The 20043-nt window shown below is 71.2% G+C and carries 21 protein-coding genes; 15 read left to right on the plus strand and 6 right to left on the minus strand.

Going from position 1 to position 20043, the window contains the following annotated elements; all coding sequences use genetic code 11:
* Positions 1–63: 63 nt before the first annotated feature.
* The 4 genes from PV734_RS02435 (at position 64) to PV734_RS02450 (ending at position 2647) form a co-directional block, all read left to right on the plus strand.
* Positions 64–1353 (plus strand): cytochrome P450, encoded by a 1290-nt coding sequence (locus tag PV734_RS02435; RefSeq protein WP_319288634.1) that lies wholly within the window; start codon positions 64–66, stop codon positions 1351–1353.
* The gene (locus PV734_RS02440; protein ID WP_319091807.1) at positions 1350–1538 is read left to right on the plus strand and encodes a ferredoxin; all 189 of its coding nucleotides are present in this window, start codon (positions 1350–1352) and stop codon (positions 1536–1538) included. Before PV734_RS02435 ends, PV734_RS02440 begins: the two co-directional genes overlap by 4 nt.
* 42 nt (positions 1539–1580) lie before the next feature.
* Positions 1581–1892, plus strand: a complete 312-nt coding sequence (locus tag PV734_RS02445; RefSeq protein WP_319091808.1) for a DUF1330 domain-containing protein — start codon at positions 1581–1583, stop codon at positions 1890–1892.
* A 185-nt stretch (positions 1893–2077) separates the two neighbouring features.
* The gene (locus PV734_RS02450) at positions 2078–2647 is read left to right on the plus strand and encodes a TetR/AcrR family transcriptional regulator (protein WP_319091809.1); all 570 of its coding nucleotides are present in this window, start codon (positions 2078–2080) and stop codon (positions 2645–2647) included.
* Here the strand turns inward: PV734_RS02450 and PV734_RS02455 are convergent.
* The 3 genes from PV734_RS02455 to PV734_RS02465 all read right to left on the minus strand — a co-directional run bounded on the left by PV734_RS02455 (position 2601) and on the right by PV734_RS02465 (position 5294).
* Positions 2601–3380, minus strand: a complete 780-nt coding sequence (locus tag PV734_RS02455; RefSeq protein ID WP_319288635.1) for an alpha/beta hydrolase fold domain-containing protein — start codon at positions 3378–3380, stop codon at positions 2601–2603. The genes PV734_RS02450 and PV734_RS02455 overlap by 47 nt on opposite strands.
* A 112-nt stretch (positions 3381–3492) precedes the next feature.
* A complete protein-coding gene (locus PV734_RS02460) occupies positions 3493–4215 on the minus strand; it encodes an enoyl-CoA hydratase/isomerase family protein (RefSeq protein ID WP_319288636.1) in 723 nt (240 codons plus the stop codon).
* A 47-nt stretch (positions 4216–4262) separates the two neighbouring features.
* Positions 4263–5294, minus strand: a complete 1032-nt coding sequence (locus PV734_RS02465; protein ID WP_319288637.1) for a ferredoxin--NADP reductase — start codon at positions 5292–5294, stop codon at positions 4263–4265.
* A gap of 65 nt (positions 5295–5359) precedes the next feature.
* On the opposite strand from PV734_RS02465, the gene PV734_RS02470 reads away from it, so the two are divergent.
* The 9 genes from PV734_RS02470 (at position 5360) to PV734_RS02510 (ending at position 14956) form a co-directional block, all read left to right on the plus strand.
* Positions 5360–6913: an AMP-binding protein gene (locus PV734_RS02470; RefSeq protein WP_319288638.1), complete on the plus strand. Its 1554-nt coding sequence runs from the start codon at positions 5360–5362 to the stop codon at positions 6911–6913.
* Positions 6914–6949: 36 nt separating this feature from the next.
* Entirely contained in the window at positions 6950–8128 is a 1179-nt protein-coding gene (locus PV734_RS02475) for an amidohydrolase family protein (protein ID WP_319091814.1), read from the plus strand.
* Positions 8125–9552, plus strand: coding sequence for a FadD3 family acyl-CoA ligase (locus PV734_RS02480; protein WP_319091815.1), 1428 nt, complete (start codon positions 8125–8127; stop codon positions 9550–9552). The genes PV734_RS02475 and PV734_RS02480 overlap by 4 nt, the downstream gene beginning before the upstream one ends.
* Entirely contained in the window at positions 9549–11126 is a 1578-nt protein-coding gene (locus PV734_RS02485; protein ID WP_319091816.1) for a methylmalonyl-CoA mutase family protein, read from the plus strand. The genes PV734_RS02480 and PV734_RS02485 overlap by 4 nt, the downstream gene beginning before the upstream one ends.
* Positions 11126–11545: a cobalamin B12-binding domain-containing protein gene (locus PV734_RS02490; protein ID WP_319091817.1), complete on the plus strand. Its 420-nt coding sequence runs from the start codon at positions 11126–11128 to the stop codon at positions 11543–11545. Before PV734_RS02485 ends, PV734_RS02490 begins: the two co-directional genes overlap by 1 nt.
* Positions 11546–11614: 69 nt before the next feature.
* Positions 11615–12571, plus strand: a complete 957-nt coding sequence (locus tag PV734_RS02495) for a TIGR03564 family F420-dependent LLM class oxidoreductase (protein ID WP_319288639.1) — start codon at positions 11615–11617, stop codon at positions 12569–12571.
* On the plus strand, positions 12568–13662 hold the full coding sequence (locus PV734_RS02500; RefSeq protein ID WP_319091819.1) for a CoA transferase: 1095 nt from the start codon (positions 12568–12570) through the stop codon (positions 13660–13662). Before PV734_RS02495 ends, PV734_RS02500 begins: the two co-directional genes overlap by 4 nt.
* A complete protein-coding gene (locus PV734_RS02505) occupies positions 13659–14114 on the plus strand; it encodes a VOC family protein (protein WP_319091820.1) in 456 nt (151 codons plus the stop codon). The genes PV734_RS02500 and PV734_RS02505 overlap by 4 nt, the downstream gene beginning before the upstream one ends.
* Positions 14111–14956: an SDR family oxidoreductase gene (locus PV734_RS02510; RefSeq protein ID WP_319091821.1), complete on the plus strand. Its 846-nt coding sequence runs from the start codon at positions 14111–14113 to the stop codon at positions 14954–14956. The genes PV734_RS02505 and PV734_RS02510 overlap by 4 nt, the downstream gene beginning before the upstream one ends.
* Positions 14957–15028: 72 nt before the next feature.
* On the opposite strand, the gene PV734_RS02515 is transcribed toward PV734_RS02510, so the two are convergent.
* Together PV734_RS02515 and PV734_RS02520 are read right to left on the minus strand one after the other, a co-directional pair.
* Positions 15029–15796 carry an SDR family NAD(P)-dependent oxidoreductase gene (locus PV734_RS02515; RefSeq protein ID WP_319288640.1) on the minus strand — a complete coding sequence of 256 codons (768 nt, stop codon included), beginning with the start codon at positions 15794–15796 and terminating at the stop codon, positions 15029–15031.
* Positions 15793–16563: an SDR family NAD(P)-dependent oxidoreductase gene (locus PV734_RS02520; RefSeq protein ID WP_319091823.1), complete on the minus strand. Its 771-nt coding sequence runs from the start codon at positions 16561–16563 to the stop codon at positions 15793–15795. The genes PV734_RS02515 and PV734_RS02520 overlap by 4 nt, the downstream gene beginning before the upstream one ends.
* 54 nt (positions 16564–16617) lie before the next feature.
* Between PV734_RS02520 and PV734_RS02525 the strand changes: the two genes are divergently transcribed.
* Both PV734_RS02525 and PV734_RS02530 read left to right on the plus strand, forming a co-directional pair.
* Positions 16618–18063, plus strand: coding sequence for a class I adenylate-forming enzyme family protein (locus PV734_RS02525; RefSeq protein WP_319288641.1), 1446 nt, complete (start codon positions 16618–16620; stop codon positions 18061–18063).
* Positions 18056–19201 (plus strand): thiolase family protein, encoded by a 1146-nt coding sequence (locus tag PV734_RS02530; RefSeq protein ID WP_319288642.1) that lies wholly within the window; start codon positions 18056–18058, stop codon positions 19199–19201. Before PV734_RS02525 ends, PV734_RS02530 begins: the two co-directional genes overlap by 8 nt.
* Before the next feature lie 17 nt (positions 19202–19218).
* Here PV734_RS02530 and PV734_RS02535 read toward each other — a convergent pair whose 3' ends face one another.
* On the minus strand, positions 19219–20016 hold the full coding sequence (locus PV734_RS02535; protein ID WP_319288643.1) for an acyl-CoA thioesterase: 798 nt from the start codon (positions 20014–20016) through the stop codon (positions 19219–19221).
* Positions 20017–20043: the final 27 nt, after the last annotated feature.

Here is a 20043-nt window from a genome sequence, read left to right on the forward strand (position 1 = left end):
TCTCATTAATGAAGAGCGCTGCTATCGTCTGCCGTCAGGGCGACGAAGGGAGCCGTACAGACCGTGAACGACTTCGAGGCGATCGACTTCTTCCGGGACGAGGGTGTGGTCGCGGACCCCTATCCGTACTTCGAGGCCCTGCGCGGACAGTGCCCCGTGCGGCGGGAGAACCATCACGACGTGATGATGGTGACGGGCTACGACGAGGCGGTACAGGTCTTCAGCGACTCCGAGACGTTCTCCTCGTGCGTGTCGGTGACGGGGCCCTTCCCCGGGTTCCCGGTTCCGCTGGAGGGTGACGACGTCAGCGAGCTGATCGAGCGGCATCGGGACGAACTCCCCATGAGCGACCAGCTGCCGACCTTCGACCCGCCCATGCACACCGCTCACCGCGGGCTGCTGATGCGGCTCATCACGCCGAGGCGCCTCAAGGAGAACGAGGCGTCCATGTGGCACCTCGCCGACGCCCAGCTGGACGAGTACCTGGCCGCCGGGGAAGGTGACTTCATCGGCGGTTTCGCCGGCCCGTTCACCCTGCGGGTCATCACCGACCTGCTCGGCGTTCCCGAGGCCGACCGGGACGAGTTCGCCGAGAAGCTCCAGAACCGCCCGCACGCGGACGGGGGCGTCGGCAGCACCCGGGGCGAGATGGCGCACACTCCACTTGAGTACCTGTACGAACGCTTCGCGGCCTATGTCGAGGACCGTCGCCGGGAACCCCGCGACGACGTGATCACCGGCCTCGCCATCGGCACCTTCCCCGACGGCTCGACACCCGAGGTCGCGGACGTCGCCCGCGTCGCCACCAACCTCTTCGCGGCCGGCCAGGAGACCACCGTCCGACTGCTGAGCAACGCGCTCAAGGTCATTGCCGAACAGCCGGAGATCCAGGCGCTGTTGCGAGCCGAGCGGGACCGCATCCCGAACTTCGTCGAGGAGGTGCTGCGGATGGAGAGCCCCATCAAGGGCGACTTCCGGCTCTCCCGCGTGCCAACCACGGTGGGCGGGGTCGACATCCCGGCCGGCACCACGCTCATGGTCCTGAACGGCGCCGTGAACCGCGACCCGCGCCACTTCGAGGACCCGCAGACCTTCGACGCCACGCGCGCCAACGCACGACACCACCTGGCGTTCGGCCGAGGCGTCCACACCTGCCCCGGCGCGCCCCTGGCCCGGGCGGAGGGCCGCGTGGCCATCGAGCGCATCCTCGACCGTACGACCGACATCAGGATCTCCGAGGCGGTGCACGGCCCCGCCGACGCCCGCGAGTACCGCTATCTGCCGACGTACATCCTGCGCGGACTGACCCACCTCGGTCTGCAGTTCACGCTGTCGCAGGAGCCCGCCCGATGAAGGCAGCCGTGGACGAGGACCGCTGCCGGGGGCACGGCGTGTGCTGGACCCTGTGTCCCGAGGTCTTCGACCTCACCGACGACGGGTACGCCGAGGTGCTGGTGCCCGAGATTCCCGCCGAGCACGAGGGCGCGGTGCGCACCGCGGCCGGCAGTTGCCCCGAGCGGGCCATCGTGCTCAGCTGAGACCCGTCGGCACGTCGGCACATCGATGCGAGAGGACAGCGGATGCCCAAGGGCTACATCATCGTCACCGAGACCATCAAGGACCCGGTGGGACTGGAGGCCTACGCCCGCCTCGCCGGGGCGACCCTGGCCGCGAGCGGCGCGTCGATCCTGGCGGTCGACGACGGGCCGCAGCAGTTGGAGGGCGAGTGGCACGGTGACCGGACCGTCGTCCTGGAGTTCGAGTCGGTGGAGGCGGCCCGCGCCTGGTACGACTCCGCCGAGTACGGGGAGGCGAAGCCGCTGCGGCATGCGGCGGCCGATGCCAACATGGTGATCGTCGCCGGTTTCGAGCCGCCCACCGGGAACGGCTGACGCCTGTCCGTCACCCGGACCGCGCCCTGCCCGCATGGTCAACGCCCGCCTTCCCGGCGGGCGTTGACCATGCGGACGTGCGCCTCGCGGGAAATGGCAGGCATCCGACAGTGGCCGCGGAGGCCACTTGTGTGGTGTGGTGACCGTACTGTCACATCGGTGTGTCAGTGCGAAGAGGGTGACGTGTGGAGACGACGACCCGGCGTGCGGAAATCCTGGCTGCCGCCCTGGAAGTGTTCGCCGAGCGCGGCTACAGACGGGCCTCGATGGACGCGGTCGCCGAGCGGGCGGGACTGACCCGGCAGGGTGTCCTGCACTACTTCCCCAGCAAGAAGCGCCTCCTGCACGCGTTGCTCCAGCGCCGGGAGGACCTGGCCCGGGAGCATCTCGCCGACGGTCACCGGGACAAGGACCTGCCGAGCCTGGTCGCCGAGGTCGTCGCCTACGACCATCAGAACGCCGGGCTGGTCCAGATCCACAGTGTGCTGGTCGCCGAGGGGATCGTCGGTGACGATCCCACCCACGCGTTCTTCCACGACCACTACCGCTCGATCCAGGACAGCACCGTCGCTCATCTGACCGGCATCTACGGCGACCGCCTGCCCAGCGGACTCACCCCACGCGCCGCGGCGAGTGCCCTGGTCGCGATGCTCGACGGGATGCAGTTGCAGTGGCTGCTGGACGACGAGCAGTCCGACTACCCCGAGATCATGCGGGACGTGATGACCCTTCTGATCGGGTCCACGCCCGGATGAACCCGGCCATGGCCGTCACCGTCCCGAGCCGCAGCCGCTCGGTGTCCTCCCACACCCGCAGATCCACGACGACCCCGGAACGGGCCGCGCGGGCGGCGAACCCCAGCGAGTCGTCCAGCAGGGGATCCGTGCCCGCGACCAGCAGCTGGACCGGTGGCAGCCCGTGCAGATTGGCGTGCAGGGGGCTGAGCAGCGGGTTGGTCGGCTCGGTGCCGGCGGCGTAGAGGGAGGCGCGCAGCCGGAGTTCGGCGAGGTCGAAGGAGGGCTCGGCCGCCGCGTTGAACAACAGGCTCGGCGCGTCCAGCGTCAGATCGAGCAGCGCCGAGCCGAGCACCGCGCACTGCGGCGCCGCCGCCCCCATGTCCCGCAGCCGCACCAGCAGCGACGCCGCGAGCCCGGCGCCGAGGCGCTCCCCGGCCAGCGCCACCGGACCCCGGGCCCGGCAGGAGTCGTACACGGCGTGCACGTCGTCGAGGGCCCCCGGGAACGAGGAGCGGTAGCGCGGGCAGACGACCACCGCTCCCGTACGGCGCGCGAGCCGCTCGGCCGGACCGAGCACCGACTCCGGGGTCCCGGCGAGACGCCGGTCGCCGTGCAGATAGAGGACCACGAGACCGGACGGTTCCGGTGGGGTCACGACCGGCCCGACGGGGCTCGACTCGACCAGCACGGAGCCGACCTGGTGAGTCTCGGGCTCCGGGCCGCCCGCCGAGTCGCGTCGTACGTCGGTCAAGTCGCCCTGTGGGCAGCCGGGTTCGCCCCGGCCCGACCGGTTGGCCCCGGCCCGGGTCAGTGGGCCGGGAGCGCCGGCTACGCCGCGTCGGCCTGTGGTCTCAACTCGTGTGTCATCCACGGGACATCACCCTCTCCGCTGCCTGCCAGTGCTCCTCGGACACCCACAGTCGGGCGAAGGCGCGGGCCGCCTCGTCCGGTGTGAGCTCTCCCGACACCACCCGCTTGATCTCCTGGGCCGGGCGGGTGGCGAGTTGGCGGGCCAGCGTGCGCCAGCCCTGTGCGAAGGCGGGCCGGGGCAGCACCCGGTCCACCAGCCCGAGACGTTCGGCCTCCGGCGCGTCGAGCACCTGGGCGGTTCCGGCGAGCAGGAGTGCCCGGCCCCTGCCGACCAGAGCGGCGAGCCGCTCGGCACCGCCCCACGCGGGCATGATCGCCAGGGCCGTCTGGTTGAAGCCGATCCTGATGTCGTCGGCCGCGATCCGGATGTCGGCGGCCACCGCCACCTCGGCGCCACCGCCGAAGGCGTGTCCGTTGAGGGCGGCGATCACCGGGCCGGGGAAGGCGGCCAGCCGGTCGCAGACGCCGCGCATCCGCAGGGCCATCGCCAGCGCCTCGTCCTCGGTACGGATCGCGGCGAGTTCCTTGAGGTCGCCGCCCGACACGAAGGCCCTGTCGCCCGCGCCGGTGATGACCAGGGCCCGGGCACCCGCCGCCGCGTCGAGGGCCTGGTCCAGCTCGTCCATGGTGGCCGGCGCGATGGCGTTGCGGGCGTGCGGCCGGTTGATGGTGATGACCGCCAGGCCCTCGTCCGGTTCGAGTTCCAGATCAACCATGTGTGCCTCTTCGGTCGGTGGGGCGTGGACTTCGGCGGCTCTCGGACTCAGGCCTCGTACTCGACGGTGACGTGGGTGGTCGCCGGTTCGCCCTGGCAGGTCAGGACCCAGCCCTCGGCCACCTCGTCGTCGTCGAGCGCGTTGTTGACGCGCATCTTGGCCTCGCCCTCGGTGAGGCGGGCGATGCAGGTGCCGCAGTTGCCCATCTCGCAGGAGAAGGGCGGCATGAGACCTGCCCGGCGGGCGCTCTCCAGCAGCGACTCGCGGGGATGCTGGCCGACTGTGCGCCGTTTCCCGGCAAGGACGACGGTGACCGTGCCGCCGCCGCTCTCCTGACCGGGTTCGGCTGCGGGGTCGGGGCCGGGGTCGGCGACTCCCGCGATTTCCCCGGCCTCCGGCTCCGGCGGTGTGAAGCGCTCGGCGACGATCTGCCCGGCTCCGACTCCGTGCCCGAGCAGTGTGCCCTCGGCCAGGGCCATGAACGGTGCCGGCCCGCAGAGGTAGACGTCCGCGTTCAGGTCGCCGCCCATGAACTCCCGTATCTCCGCCTCGGTGACGAGCCCCTGGCGGTCGTCGAGATGGTGGCGGATCTCGAACCGGCCCGCGTACCGTTTCGCCAGCTCGGCCAGCGTGTCGCCGAATATCACCGAGTCCGCGTCCCGGTTCGCGGTCAGGACCCGCACCAGCCGTCCGGTCGTGGCCAGCGCGGTCTTCACGAGGGAGAGGATCGGCGTGACCCCACTGCCGCCGCAGAGCGCCACCAGCGGCGCGGTGCCCTCGCGCAGACAGAACACCCCTGCCGGGGCCGTGGTCTCGATGAGGTCGCCGGGTGCGAGGTGGTCGTGCATCCAGTTCGACACCAGGCCGCCCGGAACCCGCTTCACCGTGGTCGTCAACTCGCTGTCGGTGTCCGGGGAACTCGACATGGAGTAGCTGCGCAGGGCACCGCACGCCCTTACGGTCAGGAACTGTCCGGCGCGATAGGGGAAGGGAGCGTCGAGAACGTATGTGCGCGTGTCGGCTGTCTCCTGGACGATCCGCTTGATCCGGACCGGGTGGAACCCGTGGTCTCGTACCATGTCTGGAATTTACCTTCTCCCTCTGCGAGAGTGCAATTCTCTTCACAAGGGAGGGAGTTCCCGTGATGCGAACGATCCCCACACGCACAGTCCCCGCCGAGCTGGCGAAGCGCTATGAGGCGGCAGGCTGGTGGACCCGCGACACGCTCGGTGACCTGCTGGCGCACGGGTTGTCGGCCGCCCCGGACACGGAGTTCCGGGTGCACTCGTCGGTGCGGCCGTGGACGGGAACGTTCGCGGACGTCGAGCGGGTCGCGCGTCGGCTGGCCGCCGGGCTCGGGGCGCGCGGGGTGGGCCCCGGGGACGTGGTCGTCTTCCAGCTGCCCAACTGGATGGAGGCGGCCGCGGTCTTCTGGGCGTCGGCGTTGCTCGGCGCGGTCGTCGTGCCGGTCGTCCACTTCTACGGGCGCAAGGAGGTCGGCTACATCCTGGAAGCCGTCCGCCCGCGCGTCTTCGTCACCGCCGACCGCTTCGGTCACCTCGAACATCAGCCCGGCCTCAGCGTGGGCGTGCCCGTGGTCGGCGTCGTGGGGCGGGACTTCGAGGACCTGCTCGCCGACGAACCCCTCCCCGGGGTTGTCGCGACGGATCCGGCGAGTCCCGCACTGATCGCGTTCACCTCCGGAACGACCCGCGATCCCAAGGGAGTTGTGCACAGCCACCAGACCCTCGGCTTCGAGACCCGGCAACTGTCCGGGCTCTATCCGTCTGACCGGGGTCGCCAGCTCACCTCGGCGCCCGTCGGCCACTTCATCGGCATGGTCAACGCCTTCCTCATCCCGGTGCTGGACGGCACGCCGGTGAATCTCGCCGACGTGTGGGACCCCGGTGCGGCCCTCGGCCTGATGAGGAGCGAGGGGCTCACGGTCGGCGGCGGCGCCGCGTACTACATGACGAGCCTCCTCGATCACCCCGCCTTCACGCCCGCCCACCTCGCCGGCATGAAGTACGCGGGCCTCGGCGGCTCCGCGATCCCCGCCGCCGTCACCGACAGACTGGCCCGCCTCGGGATCACCGTCTTCCGCTCGTACGGCAGCACGGAGCACCCCTCGATCACCGGCTCCCGCCACACCGCGCCCGAGGCCAAGCGGCTCCACACCGACGGGGACTGCCTGCCCGGCGTCGAGGTCAGGCTCGCGGACGACGGCGAGATCCTCAGCCGGGGACCGGATCTCTGCCTCGGCTACACCGACCCGGCGCTGACCGCCCGGGCCTTCGACGCGGACGGCTGGTACCGCACCGGTGACATCGGGGTCGTCGACGGCGACGGGTATCTCACGATCACCGACCGCAAGGCCGACATCATCATCCGGGGCGGCGAGAACATCGGCGCGCTGGAGGTCGAGGAGGTGCTGCTGACCCTGCCGGCCGTCGCCGAGGCCGCGGTGGTGGCCGCGCCCGACGAGCGGCTCGGTGAACACGCGGCGGCCGTCCTGCGGCTGAAACCCGGTCACCGCGCGCCCACCCTCGACGAGACGTGCGCCCACCTGGACCGGGAGGGCCTCGCCCGGCAGAAGTGGCCGGAGGAAGTGCACGTCGTCGACGACTTCCCGCGCACCGCGAGCGGCAAGGTTCAGAAGTTCGTTCTCCGTAAGGATATTGCGGCCCGCAAGAAGTGAGAATAAGATTCTCGCAATCTGCGAAGGAGGATCTCGATGCCGTCGCGCGAGCTGCCGTATCCGCTTTTCGACGCGGACAACCACCTGTACGAGACCGAAGAGGCGCTGACCAAACACCTCCCCAGGCAATACGAAGGCGCGATTCAGTACGTGCAGGTGAACGGCCGTACGAAGATCGCGATCCGGGGGCAGATCAGCGAGTACATCCCCAACCCCACCTTCGAGGTGGTCGCCCGCCCCGGGGCGATGGAGGACTACTTCAAGTTCGGCAACCCGGACGGGAAGAGCCGCCGGGAGATCTTCGGCGAGCCGATGCGCTCCATCCCCGCCTTCCGTGAACCGGGGCCCCGGCTGGAGCTGCTGGACGAGCTCGGCGTGCAGCGGACGCTGATGTTCCCGACGCTCGCCAGTCTCATCGAGGAGCGGATGCGGGACGACCCCGAACTGATCCACGCGGTGATCCACTCGCTCAACGAGTGGCTGTACGAAACGTGGGGCTTCACCTACAAGGACCGCATCCTCACCACCCCGGTCATCACCCTGCCCATCGTCGACAAGGCGATAGCGGAGCTGAACTGGGCGGTCGAGCGCGGCGCGCGGGCGATCCTGGTGCGCCCCGCTCCCGTGCCCGGGTACGGCGGCTCCCGCTCCTTCGCCGCGCCCGAGTTCGACCCGTTCTGGAAGCGCTGCGTCGAGACCGGCGTCCTGGTCGCGATGCACTCCTCGGACAGCGGCTACGCCCGGTACACCAGCGACTGGGAGGGCGGGACGAACGAGATGCTCCCGTTCAAGCCCAACGCCTTCCGTACGGTGTCCGAGTGGCGGCCGATCCAGGACGCGGTCGCCGCCTGGGTGTGTCACGGCGCCCTCTTCCGGGTCCCGGGTCTGAAGATCGCGCTCATCGAGAACGGCTCCTCCTGGGTGGCACCGCTGCTCGACCAACTCCGCGACGTCTACAAGAAGATGCCGAACGAGTTCCTGGGCGACCCGGTACAGGCCGTCAAGGACAGCATCCACGTCAGCCCGTTCTACGAGGACGACCTCGGCGACCTCATCGACCTGATGGGCGTGGACCGGGTGCTGTTCGGCTCGGACTACCCGCACCCCGAAGGCCTGGCCCAGCCGCAGAGCTACGTCGACGCCATCCAGCACCTGAGCGTCACCGACCAGGCCAAGATCATGGGCGGCAACCTCTCCCGGCTGATCCCGGGATGACCTGGGAGACCATCCCGCGGATGGTGCTGAGCGCGGCCGACCGCTTCGGTGACGCCGAGGCGGTGGTCGACGGCCGACTCAGGCTCACCTTCACCGAGTTGGTCGACCGGGTGCGCATGGCCGCGGGAGCGTTCGCCGCCGCCGGGGTCGGGAAGGGTGACCGGGCCGCGATCTGGGCGCCCAACTCCGCCGACTGGATCGTCGCCGCCTTCGGGCTGCTCACCGCCGGCGGGGTGCTCGTCCCGGTCAACACCCGGTTCAAGGCGGACGAGGCCCACGACATCGTCCGCCGCAGCGGGGCCAAACTCCTCCTGGTCGAGGCGGGCTTCCTCGGCCTGGACTTCGAGGGCCCGCCGGGAGTGCCGGTGATCGACCTCAAGTCGGGCTTCCTGGCCAGCGGTTCGCCGTTCGAGCGGGCGGTGAGCGGCGACGACGTCAGCGACATCGCGTTCACCTCGGGCACCACCGGGCGGCCCAAGGGCGTCCTGATGACCCACGCGCAGACGCTCCGGCTGTACGGGGAGTGGTGCGACCTCGCCACCCTGCGGGAGGGCGACCGCTATCTCATCGTCAACCCGTTCTTCCACATCTTCGGCTACAAGGCGGGCCTCATCGCCTCCCTGATCCGGGGCGCGACCGTTCTGCCGGTGCCCGTCTTCGACGTGGACCGCGTCCTGGAACTGGTCGAGCGCGAGAAGGTGACGGTCCTGCCGGGCCCGCCCACGCTCTACCACTCGCTCCTGGCGGCGGGGGACCGGTACGACCTGTCCTCGCTACGGGTGGCGGTGACCGGCTCTGCGGACATCCCCGTCGAGCTGATCCGCCGGATAGTCAGCGACCTGCCCTTCCGGCACATCATGACCGGGTACGGCCTGACCGAGGCGGGCACGGCAACGGCCTCCCGCCCCGGCGACTCCTTCGAGGACATCGCCACCACGGTCGGCACCCCCTGCGAGGGCGTCGAGGTGAGCATCGCCGACGACGGGGAGGTCCTCCTCCGCGGCTACAGCGTCATGCGCGGCTACCTCGACGATCCCGCCGCCACCGCCGAGGCCATCGACGCGGACGGCCGGCTGCACACCGGCGACCTCGGCACCCTCGACGACCGGGGACACCTGAGGATCGTCGGCCGCAAGAAGGACATGTTCATCGTGGGCGGCTTCAACGCCTACCCGGCGGAGATCGAGGGCTTCCTCCTCGAACACCCGGCCGTCGCGCAGGCCGCCGTGATCGGCGTACCGGACGAGCGGCTCGGGCAGGTCGGCAAGGCGTTCGTCGTGCGCTGCGGGGACGTCTCGGCGGACGAGCTGATCGCCTGGAGCAGGGCACGGATGGCCGGGTTCAAGGCGCCCCGGTTCGTGGAGTTCCTCGAAGAGCTGCCGTTGAACGCCACCGGCAAGGTGATGAAGGACCAGCTGAGATGACACGACCGGACGAGACCGCTTCAGGCATCCCGCTCCAGGCGGTCTACGGACCCGCCGACCGGGGTGCCGACCCGCCCGAGCCGGGCAACTACCCCTTCACCCGCGGCAATTACGCGACCGGCTACCGGGGACGACTGTGGACGCTGCGCCAGTACTCCGGCTTCGGCACGCCCGAGGAGTCCAACCGCCGCTACCGCTATCTGCTCGACCAGGGCGGCACCGGTCTGTCGGTCGCCCTGGACCTGCCCACCCAGTGCGGCTACGACTCCGACGACCCCGAGGTCACCGAGGAGGTCGGCCGCGTCGGCGTCGCCCTGGACACCCTCGCCGACGCCGAGATCCTCTTCGAGGACATCCCCCTCGACAGGATCAGCACCAGCTTCACCATCAACGGCACCGCCGCGATCCTCCTCGCCTTCTACGTCGCCGCTGCCGAACGGGGGGGCGTGCCGCGCGCGAAACTCACCGGCACGATCCAGAACGACATTCTCAAGGAGTACGCGTCCAGGGGGACTTGGATCTGGCCCGCGCAGCCGTCCCTTCGCCTGATCGCGGACACCATCGAGTTCTGCGCCGCCGAGGTACCCCGGTTCAACGCGATCTCGGTGGCCGGCTCGCACTTCCGTGACGCGGGCGCCAACGCCGTGCAGGAGATGGCGTTCACGCTCGCCGACGGAGTGACGTACGTCGACACGGTGCTGGAGCGCGGCCGGATGACGGTCGATCAGTTCGCCCCGCAGATCTCCTTCTTCTTCTACACCCACGGCGATTTCTTCGAGGAGATCGCCAAGTACCGTGCGGGGCGCAGACGTTGGGCGACCATTGTCCGGGAGCGGTACGGCGCCACGACTGACAAGGCGTCGATGTTCCGCTTCGGTTGCGTGGCCGGCGGGGCCTCCCTGTACGCGCCCCAGGCGCAGAACAACACCGTCCGGGTGGCGTACGAGGCGCTGGCCTCCGTCCTCGGTGGCGTGCAGTCGATGTTCACGGCCGCCTGGGACGAGCCGTTCGCGCTGCCCAGCGAGGAGTCGGCGACCCTGGCCCTGCGCACCCAGCAGATCCTCGCCCACGAGACCGGCGTGACCCGGGTCGCGGACCCGCTCGGCGGCTCGTACTTCGTCGAGGCGCTCACCGACGCGACCGAGGCACGGATCGTCGAGATCATGGACGACCTGGAGCGGTACGGCGGCATGGTCCGCGCCATCGAGGACGGCTACCTGCAAGGACTCATCGCGGACGAGGCCTACCGACTGCACCTGGACGTCGAGGCGGGCACGCGCCCGGTCGTCGGCGTCAACCGGTTCGTCTCCGACGAGCCGCCGCCGGACCTGGCGACGTACGAACTCGACGCGGAGGGCCGCGACCGGCAGCTGAAGCGCCTCGCCGACGTGAAGGCCACGCGGGACGCCGCCCTCGTAGGCGAACAGCTCTTCCGGCTGGCGCGCGCGGCGGACGGGACGGAGAACCTGATGCCCGTACTGATCGACTGTGCCAAGGCCTACTGCACGGTGGGCGAGATGGTCGCCGCGCTGAAGGCCGTCTGGGGCGAGTTCCAGCAGCCGGTGGTGTTCTGATGAGCGCCGCCACACGGATCCTGGTGGCCAAGCCCGGACTGGACGGGCACGACCGCGGAGCCAAGATCGTCGCGCGGACCCTGCGTGACGCCGGCTTCGAGGTCGTGTTCACCGGCATCCGCCAGCGCGTCGACACCATCGTGGCGACCGCCGTCCAGGAGGACGTGGCCGTGGTCGGGCTCAGCATCCTCTCCGGCGCGCATCTGGCCCTGACCACGAAGGTGGTCGAGGCTCTGCGGGCCGCCGGAGCCGAGGACATAGCCGTCGTCGTGGGCGGCACCATCCCGCCGGCCGACGTGCCCCGGATGCGGGCGGCGGGCGCGGCGGCGGTCTTCCCGACCGGTACGCCGCTCGACGTGCTCGTGGCGGAGATGCGGGCGCTCACCGGGAACGCGAGCAGCGCGGCCACCGGCTCTTGAGACCTGCGGGAACCCCGCTCTGACTCTGCTCGAACTCTGCTCGGAAACCTGTCGACATCTGGAGGCACTGTGCGGGTCGGTGTGATGATCGGGCCGGAGCGTGGGGACTCCGCGCGCAAGGTCGCGCGGATGATCGACGACGTGACATGGGCCGAGCAGGCGGGCCTCGACACCGCGTGGGTGCCCCAGATACCCACGGACTTCGACGCGTTGACAGCCGTCGCGCTGATGGGCGCGCGGACCGGGCGGATCGAGATCGGGACGGCGGTCGTACCGCTCCAGGCCCAGCACCCGATCGCCCTGGCCCGCCAGGCGCTGTCGGCCCAGGCGGCGACCGGGGGACGGCTGGCCCTGGGCGTCGGCCCCTCGCACCACTGGATCGTCCGGGACATGCTCGGGCTGCCGTACAAGCGGCCGGCCGCGTTCACCCGCGACTGTCTCGACGTCCTCGACGCGGCTCTGCGCGGCCCCGGCCCGGTCGACGTCGAGAACGGCACCTTCACCGTGCACAACCCGCTCGACCTCGGCCCCGTAGGCCCACTGCCCGTCCTGCTCGCCGCGCTCGGCCCGGTCATGCTGGCCCTCGCGGGCGAGCGTGCTGACGGCACCGTCCTGTGGATGGCCGACGAACGCGCGGTCGCCGACCATGTCGTCCCGCGCATCACCAAGGCGGCCGAGGGGGCGGGCCGACCCGCGCCGAGGGTCGTCGCGGGCATCCCCGTGTGTCTGTGCCGGCCGTCGGAGGTCGACGCGGCCCGCGAACGCGCCAACCGCATCCTCGGGGAGGCCGAGATCTCACCCAACTACCAGCGCCTGCTGGACTACGGCGACGCCCGCGACATCGGCGACCTGTGCGCGGCCGGCGACGAGGCGGCCGTCCTGGCCCGGTTCCGCGGCTTCGCCGACGCCGGAGTCACCGACCTGTCGGTGCGCCTGCTGCCGATCGGCGAGGGCAGGGACGAACTGATCGCCTCCAAGCGCCGCACGCGGGACATGCTGGCCGCCCTCGCGGCGGAGGTGCGATGAGCTCCGGGCCGAAGTCCGGGCCACTGGCGGGCATCCGCGTCCTGGAGGTCGGCCACATGCTGGCGGGCCCCTACGCCACGATGATGCTCGCCGACCTGGGCGCCGAGGTCACGAAGATCGAGCCGCCCGGCGGGGACATCTCGCGGCAGGTGAGCGACGCCTACTTCGCCAGCCTCAACCGGGGCAAACGCAGCGTCTGCCTGGATCTGACGACCGACGCCGGACAGCACCGGCTCGGTGAACTCGCCGCCGACGCGCACGCGTTGCTTGTCAATCTCAAGCCGTCGGCGATACATCGGCTGGGGCTGACCTACGAGGCGCTGCGGAAGTGGAACGAGGGGCTCGTGTGCGTCGCGCTGACCGGCTTCGGGCTGGCGACGGGCGACGAACCCGCCTTCGACTACGTCGTCCAGGCGGCCACCGGAGTCGCCGCGCTCACCGGCGATCCCGACGGCCCGCCGACGCTGCCCGGTTACTCCGCCGCCGACAACTCGACAGGCCTGACCGCCGCGTTGGGCCTCCTCGCGCAGATCGTCTCCGGACACGGCGGCCAAGTCGACGTCTCCCTCCGCGATGTGATGCTCTCCCAGCTCAACTACCGTGCCTCGGCCTACCTCAACGAGGGCACCGAGCCACGGCGCCTGCCGCTCGGCGCCCACTCCTACTACGTACCGGCGCAGCTCTTCCCCACCGCCGAGGGGCACTTGGCGCTGTTCATCACCCACGACGGCTTCTGGAAGTCCTTCGCGGCGGAGGCGGGCGTCGAGGGGTTCCCGACCATGGCCGAGCGCGCGGCACGGCGGGAAGAGGTGCTGGAGGCCGTGACGCGGGCCCTGGCGGGCGACACCGCCGCGGCCTGGGAAGCCCGGCTACGGCCCCTGGGAGTCCCGGCCGCCGCCGTACGCACGCTGCCGGAGGCGCTGGCGGCCACCCCCGAGGCGGTGGTGACGGCGGGCGAGTACCGACTCGTCCGCAGCCCGGTACGGATCGCGGGCCACGAGCCCGGTTACGGGCCGCCGCCCCGGCTGGGCGAGCACAACGGCCCTGTCCCGCGCGGCTCCTCCGGCGAGAGTGAGGTGGCCGGGTCATGAGGGGCGAGGACCAGTTCCATCTCGGCATCGTCGTCGAGGACTTCGAGGGCACCCTGACCGCGTTGTCGGCGGCGTTCGGGTACGAGTGGTGCGCGGAGATCGCCGGCCCCTTGACCATGACGCTGCCCACCGGCGAGGCCGAAGTGCGACTCGCCTGCGTCTACTCGCGGACCGAACCCCGGCTGGAGATCCTGCGGAGCGTCCCCGGCACCCTCTGGGAGGCGGGACCCGCCGGAGGTGTCCACCACGTCGGCTACTGGTCCGACGACGTGGGCGCGGACCGCGCGGAACTCGCCGGGCTCGGCTACACGGTCGAGGCGTCCCGCATCGGTTCGGCCGGGTCCGACTTCGCCTTCCTGCGCGGCCCGGGCGGAGTCCTCGTCGAGCTCGTGGACCGGGCGACGCGGCCGATGCTGGAGAGGTTCTGGGCCGACGGCGGGAGCAGGACATGAACACCGTGGGTGTCGCCACCGGGGCCGGACGCGGAATGGGGCTGGAGTGCGCGCGGCGCCTGGCCGGCACGGTGGACACGCTGCTGCTCGTCGACCGGGACGAGGCGACCGTGACAGCGGCGGCGACGGACCTCGCGACTGCCGGCGGGGGCACGACCGTCGAGCCGTTCGTCCTCGACGTCACCGACCGGGACGGCCTGGCCCGGCTCGCCGCGCGCACCGCCGAACTCGGCACTCTGCGCGCCGTCGCCCACGCCGCCGGCATCTCGCCCACCATGGCCGACTGGCGGACCGTCTTCACGGTGGACCTGGTGGGCACCGCGCTGCTCGCCGAGGTCCTGCGCCCACAGGCCACGCAGGGCACGGCGATGGTCTGTTTCGCCTCGATGGCCCCGCTGCTCGGCAACCTGGAGGCATCCCCGGCTGTCGCGGCCGTCCTGGACGACCCGCTCGCCGACGGCTTCCTCGACCGGCTCCATGACGCCCTTGGACCGGCCGTCGAGGACAGCGGTGTCGCCTACGCCTGGGCCAAACACGGGGTGCACCGGTTCGTACGCCGGGAGGCGCTGCGGCTCGGCCCGCTGGGCGCCCGTATCTGCTCGGTCTCGCCCGGCGTCATCGACACCCCGCAGGGCCGCCGGGAAGCCGCGACCCAGCCGGCCATGGACACCCTGGTACGCCGGTCCGCCACCGGCCGCCCGGGCCGCGCCGAGGAGGTCGCCGCCGCGGTCGCCTTCCTGCTCTCGGCGGAGGCGAGCTTCGTCACCGGCATCGACCTCCTCGTGGACGGCGGTGCCTGCGCGGCGGCACGGGAGGCGCGGGGAGGTGGGACGCACGCCTGAGGTGCCGGGCGAGGGAGGTGCCCGATCAACTGCCTGATGCCCGACCCTGCCTCCCCGTCGCGTGGTCGGGCGTCAGGCAGGTGCTTCTCGTCCGATCGACTCCGAGCGCTGTACGGTCCCCGTGATCCCGCTCGCTTCCTGCCCGGCCAGCAGTACCGCGGCCCGGCCCATCGCCTCGGGCGGCTCCACCATCCCGGGCGGGATCTCGCGACCGCCACCCGCCGCCTGCCACCCCTCCGTCAGGACGATCCGGGACGGGGCAAGGCAGTTGACGGCGATGTTGTCGGCCCGCAGGTCGGTGGCGAGGCCGAGATAGAGGCGCTCGACGGCCGCCTTGGACACCCAGTACGCGTTGGCGCCCCGGTCGGTCATCCCGACCCCGCTCGTCGTCACGGCGACCAGCGATCCGCCGCCGCGCTGCCGGACGTACGGGATCACGGCTTTGGTGACGAGGAAGACGCCGGTCAGATTGACGTCCAGGCACAGCTGCCAGCGTTTGAGCGGCGTCGACTCGACCGGGCCGAGCCACAGCACCCCTGCGTTGGCGACCAGGATGTCGATGCCGCCGAACTCGGCGACCGTCGCCGTCACGGCCGCCTCCACCGACTGCTCGCTGGTGACGTCGCAGGGCACGGCGAGCGCCCGGCCGCCGGCCGCCGTGATCCCGTCGGCGACCGAGTGGATCGTCCCCGGCAGCCGGCCCGTCTCCTCGGACCGCGCGGCCACCGCCACCGACGCCCCGGCCTCCGCCAACGCCACGGCGACCGTTCGCCCGATACCCCGGCTCGCGCCGGCGACGAAGGCGATCTTTCCCTTCAACGAACCCCTGCCGTCGCTCACTTGGGCGGAAACCTGAGCGCTCCGTCGAGGCGGATGACCTCGCCGTTGAGATAGCCGTTCTCGCATATGTGCTCGACGAGCGCCGCGTACTCGGGGGAGCGTCCCATCCGCCGGGGATGGGGAACCTGCGGACCCCAGTAGGCCTCCAACTGGTCACCCGCCTTGCCGTAGGCCGGAGTCAGGAAGGTGCCGGGAGCGATGGTGACGACCCGGATGCCGAGCGGGGAGAGATCCCGGGCGGCCACCAACGTCATACTGACGACGCCGCCCTTGGCCGCCGCGTAGGGAAGCTGGCCGGTCTGGCCCTCGTACGCCGCGATCGACGCGGTGTTGACGATGACCCCTCGGCCGTCGTCGCCGTCGTCGGTTCGCTCCTGCTTAGCCATGGCCGCGGCGGCCAGCCGCAGCACGTTGAAGACGCCGGTCAGGTAGACGTCGATGGTCTTCTTGAAGCCGTCGAGGCCGATCGGTGTGCCGTCCCTGCCGATGAGGCGGCCGCCGCTCGCCGGCCCGCCGTGGCAGTCCACCGAGATCCGCAGCGGGCCCGCCGACTCCGCCTCGGCCAGCGCCGCGAGGACATCGTCCTCCGAGGTGGCGTCCGTCCGTACGTAACGCACGCCGAGCTCCTGCTCCAGCGCCTTGCCCTTCTCGTCGGCGAGGTCGGCGACGACCACCTTCGCGCCCGCCGCGTGCAACCGGCGGACGGTGGCTTCGCCCAGGCCTCCGGCCCCACCGACGACGACTGCCGAGCTGCCACTGATCTGCATCAAGGTTTTCCTCTCTTGCAAGCAGGGCTCTAGTAAGATGAGAATAGCATTCTCATGAATATAACCATGATTCTGGAGATGGCGACCTCCGCCGGGGACCGGGTGGTGGTGACGGTGGACGGCCGTTCCCTGACCGCCTCGGAGCTGCTGGACCGCGCCCGGGCCGCCGCGCACCGCTTCCGGCACCGGTCGGCCGTGCTGTACCTGGGCGCCAACCATCTCGCCCACCCCGTCGCCCTGTTCGGCGCGGCCCTCGCGGGAGTCCCTTTCATCCCTCTCAACTACCGCCTCGGCGAACACCAGTTGACCCGACTGCTGGACCGCCACCCGGGCGCGCTGGTGCTGCGCGCCGACGACCTCGACGAACTCCTGCAGGCCGAGCGGGAGACGGGCCGGAGCGACGACGAACCGGCCCCGCAGGACCAGGACGCCATCGCCGTCGTGCTCTACACCAGCGGGACGACGGCGGAGCCCAAGGCGGCTGTCCTGCGCCACCGCCACCTGCTCGCCTACGTGTTCAACACCCAGGAGTTCGGGTCGGCCGAGCCCGACGCGGCGACGCTCGTGGCGGTGCCGCCGTACCACGTGGCCGGTCTGATGAACCTGCTGACCAACCTCTACTCGGGGCGTCGGATCGTGTACCAGTCCGCCTTCGACGCGCCCGAGTGGCTGGCGGCCGTCCGGCGCGAACGGGTCACCCACGCGCTCGTCGTGCCGACGATGCTCGCCCGGATCGTCGCCGAGGTCCCGGACGGCGCCACCGCCCGGACACCGACCCTGCGAAGCCTCGCGTACGGCGGCGCCCGCACCCCGAGGCCCCTGGTCGAACGGGCGCTGCGGATCTTCCCGGACACCGGCTTCGTGAACGCGTACGGGCTGACCGAGACCACGTCCTCGATCGCCGTCCTCGGCCCTGACGACCACCGCGAGGCACTGGTGTCCGACGAGCCGGCGGTACGCGACCGGCTCGGCTCGGTGGGACGGGCGCTGCCCGGCGTCGAGATCCAGATCCGGGACCAGGAGGGCCGACAGCCTGCCCAAGTCGGCACCACAGGGCTGGTGTTCGTGCGCGGGGACCAGATCTCCGGCGAGTACGGGGGCCGGGCCACCGCGCTGGACGGCGACGGCTGGTTCGCCACCCGGGACCGGGGACGGCTCGACGCCGACGGCTATCTGTTCATCGAGGGACGCGCCGACGACACCATCATCCGGGGCGGCGAGAACATCGCCCCGGCCGAGATCGAGGACGTCCTGCTCACTCATCCCGGCATCGTCGAGGCGGCGGTGATCGGGCTGCCCGACCCCGAGTGGGGGCAGCGGATCGTCGCCGTCCTCGTCGGGACGGGCGACCCGGAAGAGATCCGCGCCTGGGTCAGGGACCGCCTGCGCTCCGCCAAGACGCCCGACACCGTCGTCTTCCGCGCCGAGCTGCCGAAGACCGACACCGGAAAACTGCTGCGTCGCACCCTGCTCGCCGACCTGGAGACCACCCATGCCTGAAGCAGTCATCGTGTCCGCCCTGCGCACTCCCGTCGGCACCGCGTTCAAGGGCACCCTGCGTGACACCTCGGCCTTCGACCTGGCCCACCACATCGTCGCAGCGGCAGCCGCCACGGACGGTGTGGACGTGTCCCTCATCGACGACATCGTCCTCGGCGAGGGCCTGTACGGCGGCGGTGTGATCGCCCGGCACGCCGCCGTGACCACTGGTCTCACCTGGGTGCCGGGGCTGGCCCACAACCGGCACTGCGCGGCGGGCCAGGCCGCCGTCCAGAGCGCGGCGGCGAGCATCCGCGCCGGCATGGACGAACTCGTCATCGCCGGCGGCGTCAACTCGGCATCCACCTCGCCGCGTTCGGTGACGAAGGCCGACGGCGAGTGGGAAACCTGGATGTCGCCGACCCACCCCGCCCGGCCGGACGCGCCCAACACCGACATGTCGATCACCGTCGGCTGGAACACGGCCGTCCGGGCAGACATCAGCCGTACCGAGATGGACGACTGGGCGCTGCGCTCGCACCGCAACGCGGTACGGGCCATCGACGAGGGCCGGTTCGACGCCGAACTCGTCCCGATAGACACCCCGCACGGCCTGTTCTCCGTCGACGAGCACCCGCGCCGCGACACGAGCGCGGAGCGACTGGCCGCGCTCAAGCCCCTGCACCCGGAGATCGAGGGATTCAGCATCACGGCCGGCAACGCGGGCGGCGCGAACGACGGGGCGGCGGCCCTGGTCATCGCCAGCGACCGTCTCGGGCTCCCCACTCTCGGTACGGTCCGGGCGTGGGCGTCCGTGGGCGTCGACCCCGCCGAGATGGGCCTCGCCCCGGTCACCGCGATCCCCAAGGCTCTGAAGCGGGCCGGTCTTTCGCTCACCGACGTCGACCTCTACGAGATCAACGAGGCCTTCGCCGTCGTACCCGTGGCCGCCGTCAAGCGGCTCGGACTGGACCCGGACCGCGTCAACGTGAACGGCAGCGGCTGCTCACTGGGGCACCCGGTCGCCGCCACGGGTGCCCGGATGCTGGTCACCCTCGTGCACGAACTGCGCCGACGCGGCGGCGGGATCGGCGTCGCCGCCATGTGCGCCGGCGGGGGGATGGGCTCGGCGACGGTGATCGAAGTACCGGCGCCCTGAGGTGAGGTGACCGGACGTCAGTTTTTGAAGCGGAGCAGGGCTTCCTGGGCGTACGAGGCGACCAGGGAGCCCTCTGCGGTGAGGACGTCACCTCGGCCGTAGCAACGCCCGTGCGCCAGCAGGGGAGCGTGCTGACGCAGCAGCAGCCACGAGTCGGTGCGCAAGGGCCGGTGGAAGCTCACGGTGTGCGCCGTCACCGCCGCCGTGAACGCCGTGTTCGCATCGTGCTGGCCGACGCCTTCGACCTGGCGCAGCGCGGTGCCGATGAGGCTCAGATCGGTGGCGTACGCGGTGAGGGCCGGCGCCAGCTCGGGGCGTACGGCCGGTGTGCGCATCCAGAGTTCGTACTCGGGCGTCTTTGCCTTCGGGGTGTCGAGGCCGGTGGCCGCGCGGGTCTCCCAGGGCAGCAGATCCAGGTCCACGGAGTGTTCCTCGCCGGGCACGACAGGGACGTGGAACGGTGTCTGGTGGTCGGGACCGGCTTCCAGGGCGTGCATCGACACCGAGGCGGTGGCCATGACACCGGGGGACTGACGGGCGACGATCGCCAACGTCGCGAAGGTGCCGCCCTCATGATGGACCGTCACCTCGTACCGGACGGGCTCGTCGGGCCGTCCCGCGCGCGCGAAGAGGGTGTGCACGGACTTCACCGTCCTGCCCGGGCAGGCGAGTGCGGCCGCCCGCACGAACTGGGCGAGCAACTGTCCACCGAACAGCCGGTGGTAACCGAGACGTTGGTTGCCTCCCTCGAAAACCGAGTCTTCCTCGGGGCGGAGTTCCAGGCACGCGAGCAGATCACTCCAGAGATCCGTCACAGGGGCTCCCAGACGCAGACAGACATA

The sequence above is a fragment of the Streptomyces sp. AK08-02 genome, assembly GCF_033795085.1.
GTDB lineage: Bacteria > Actinomycetota > Actinomycetes > Streptomycetales > Streptomycetaceae > Streptomyces > Streptomyces echiniscabiei.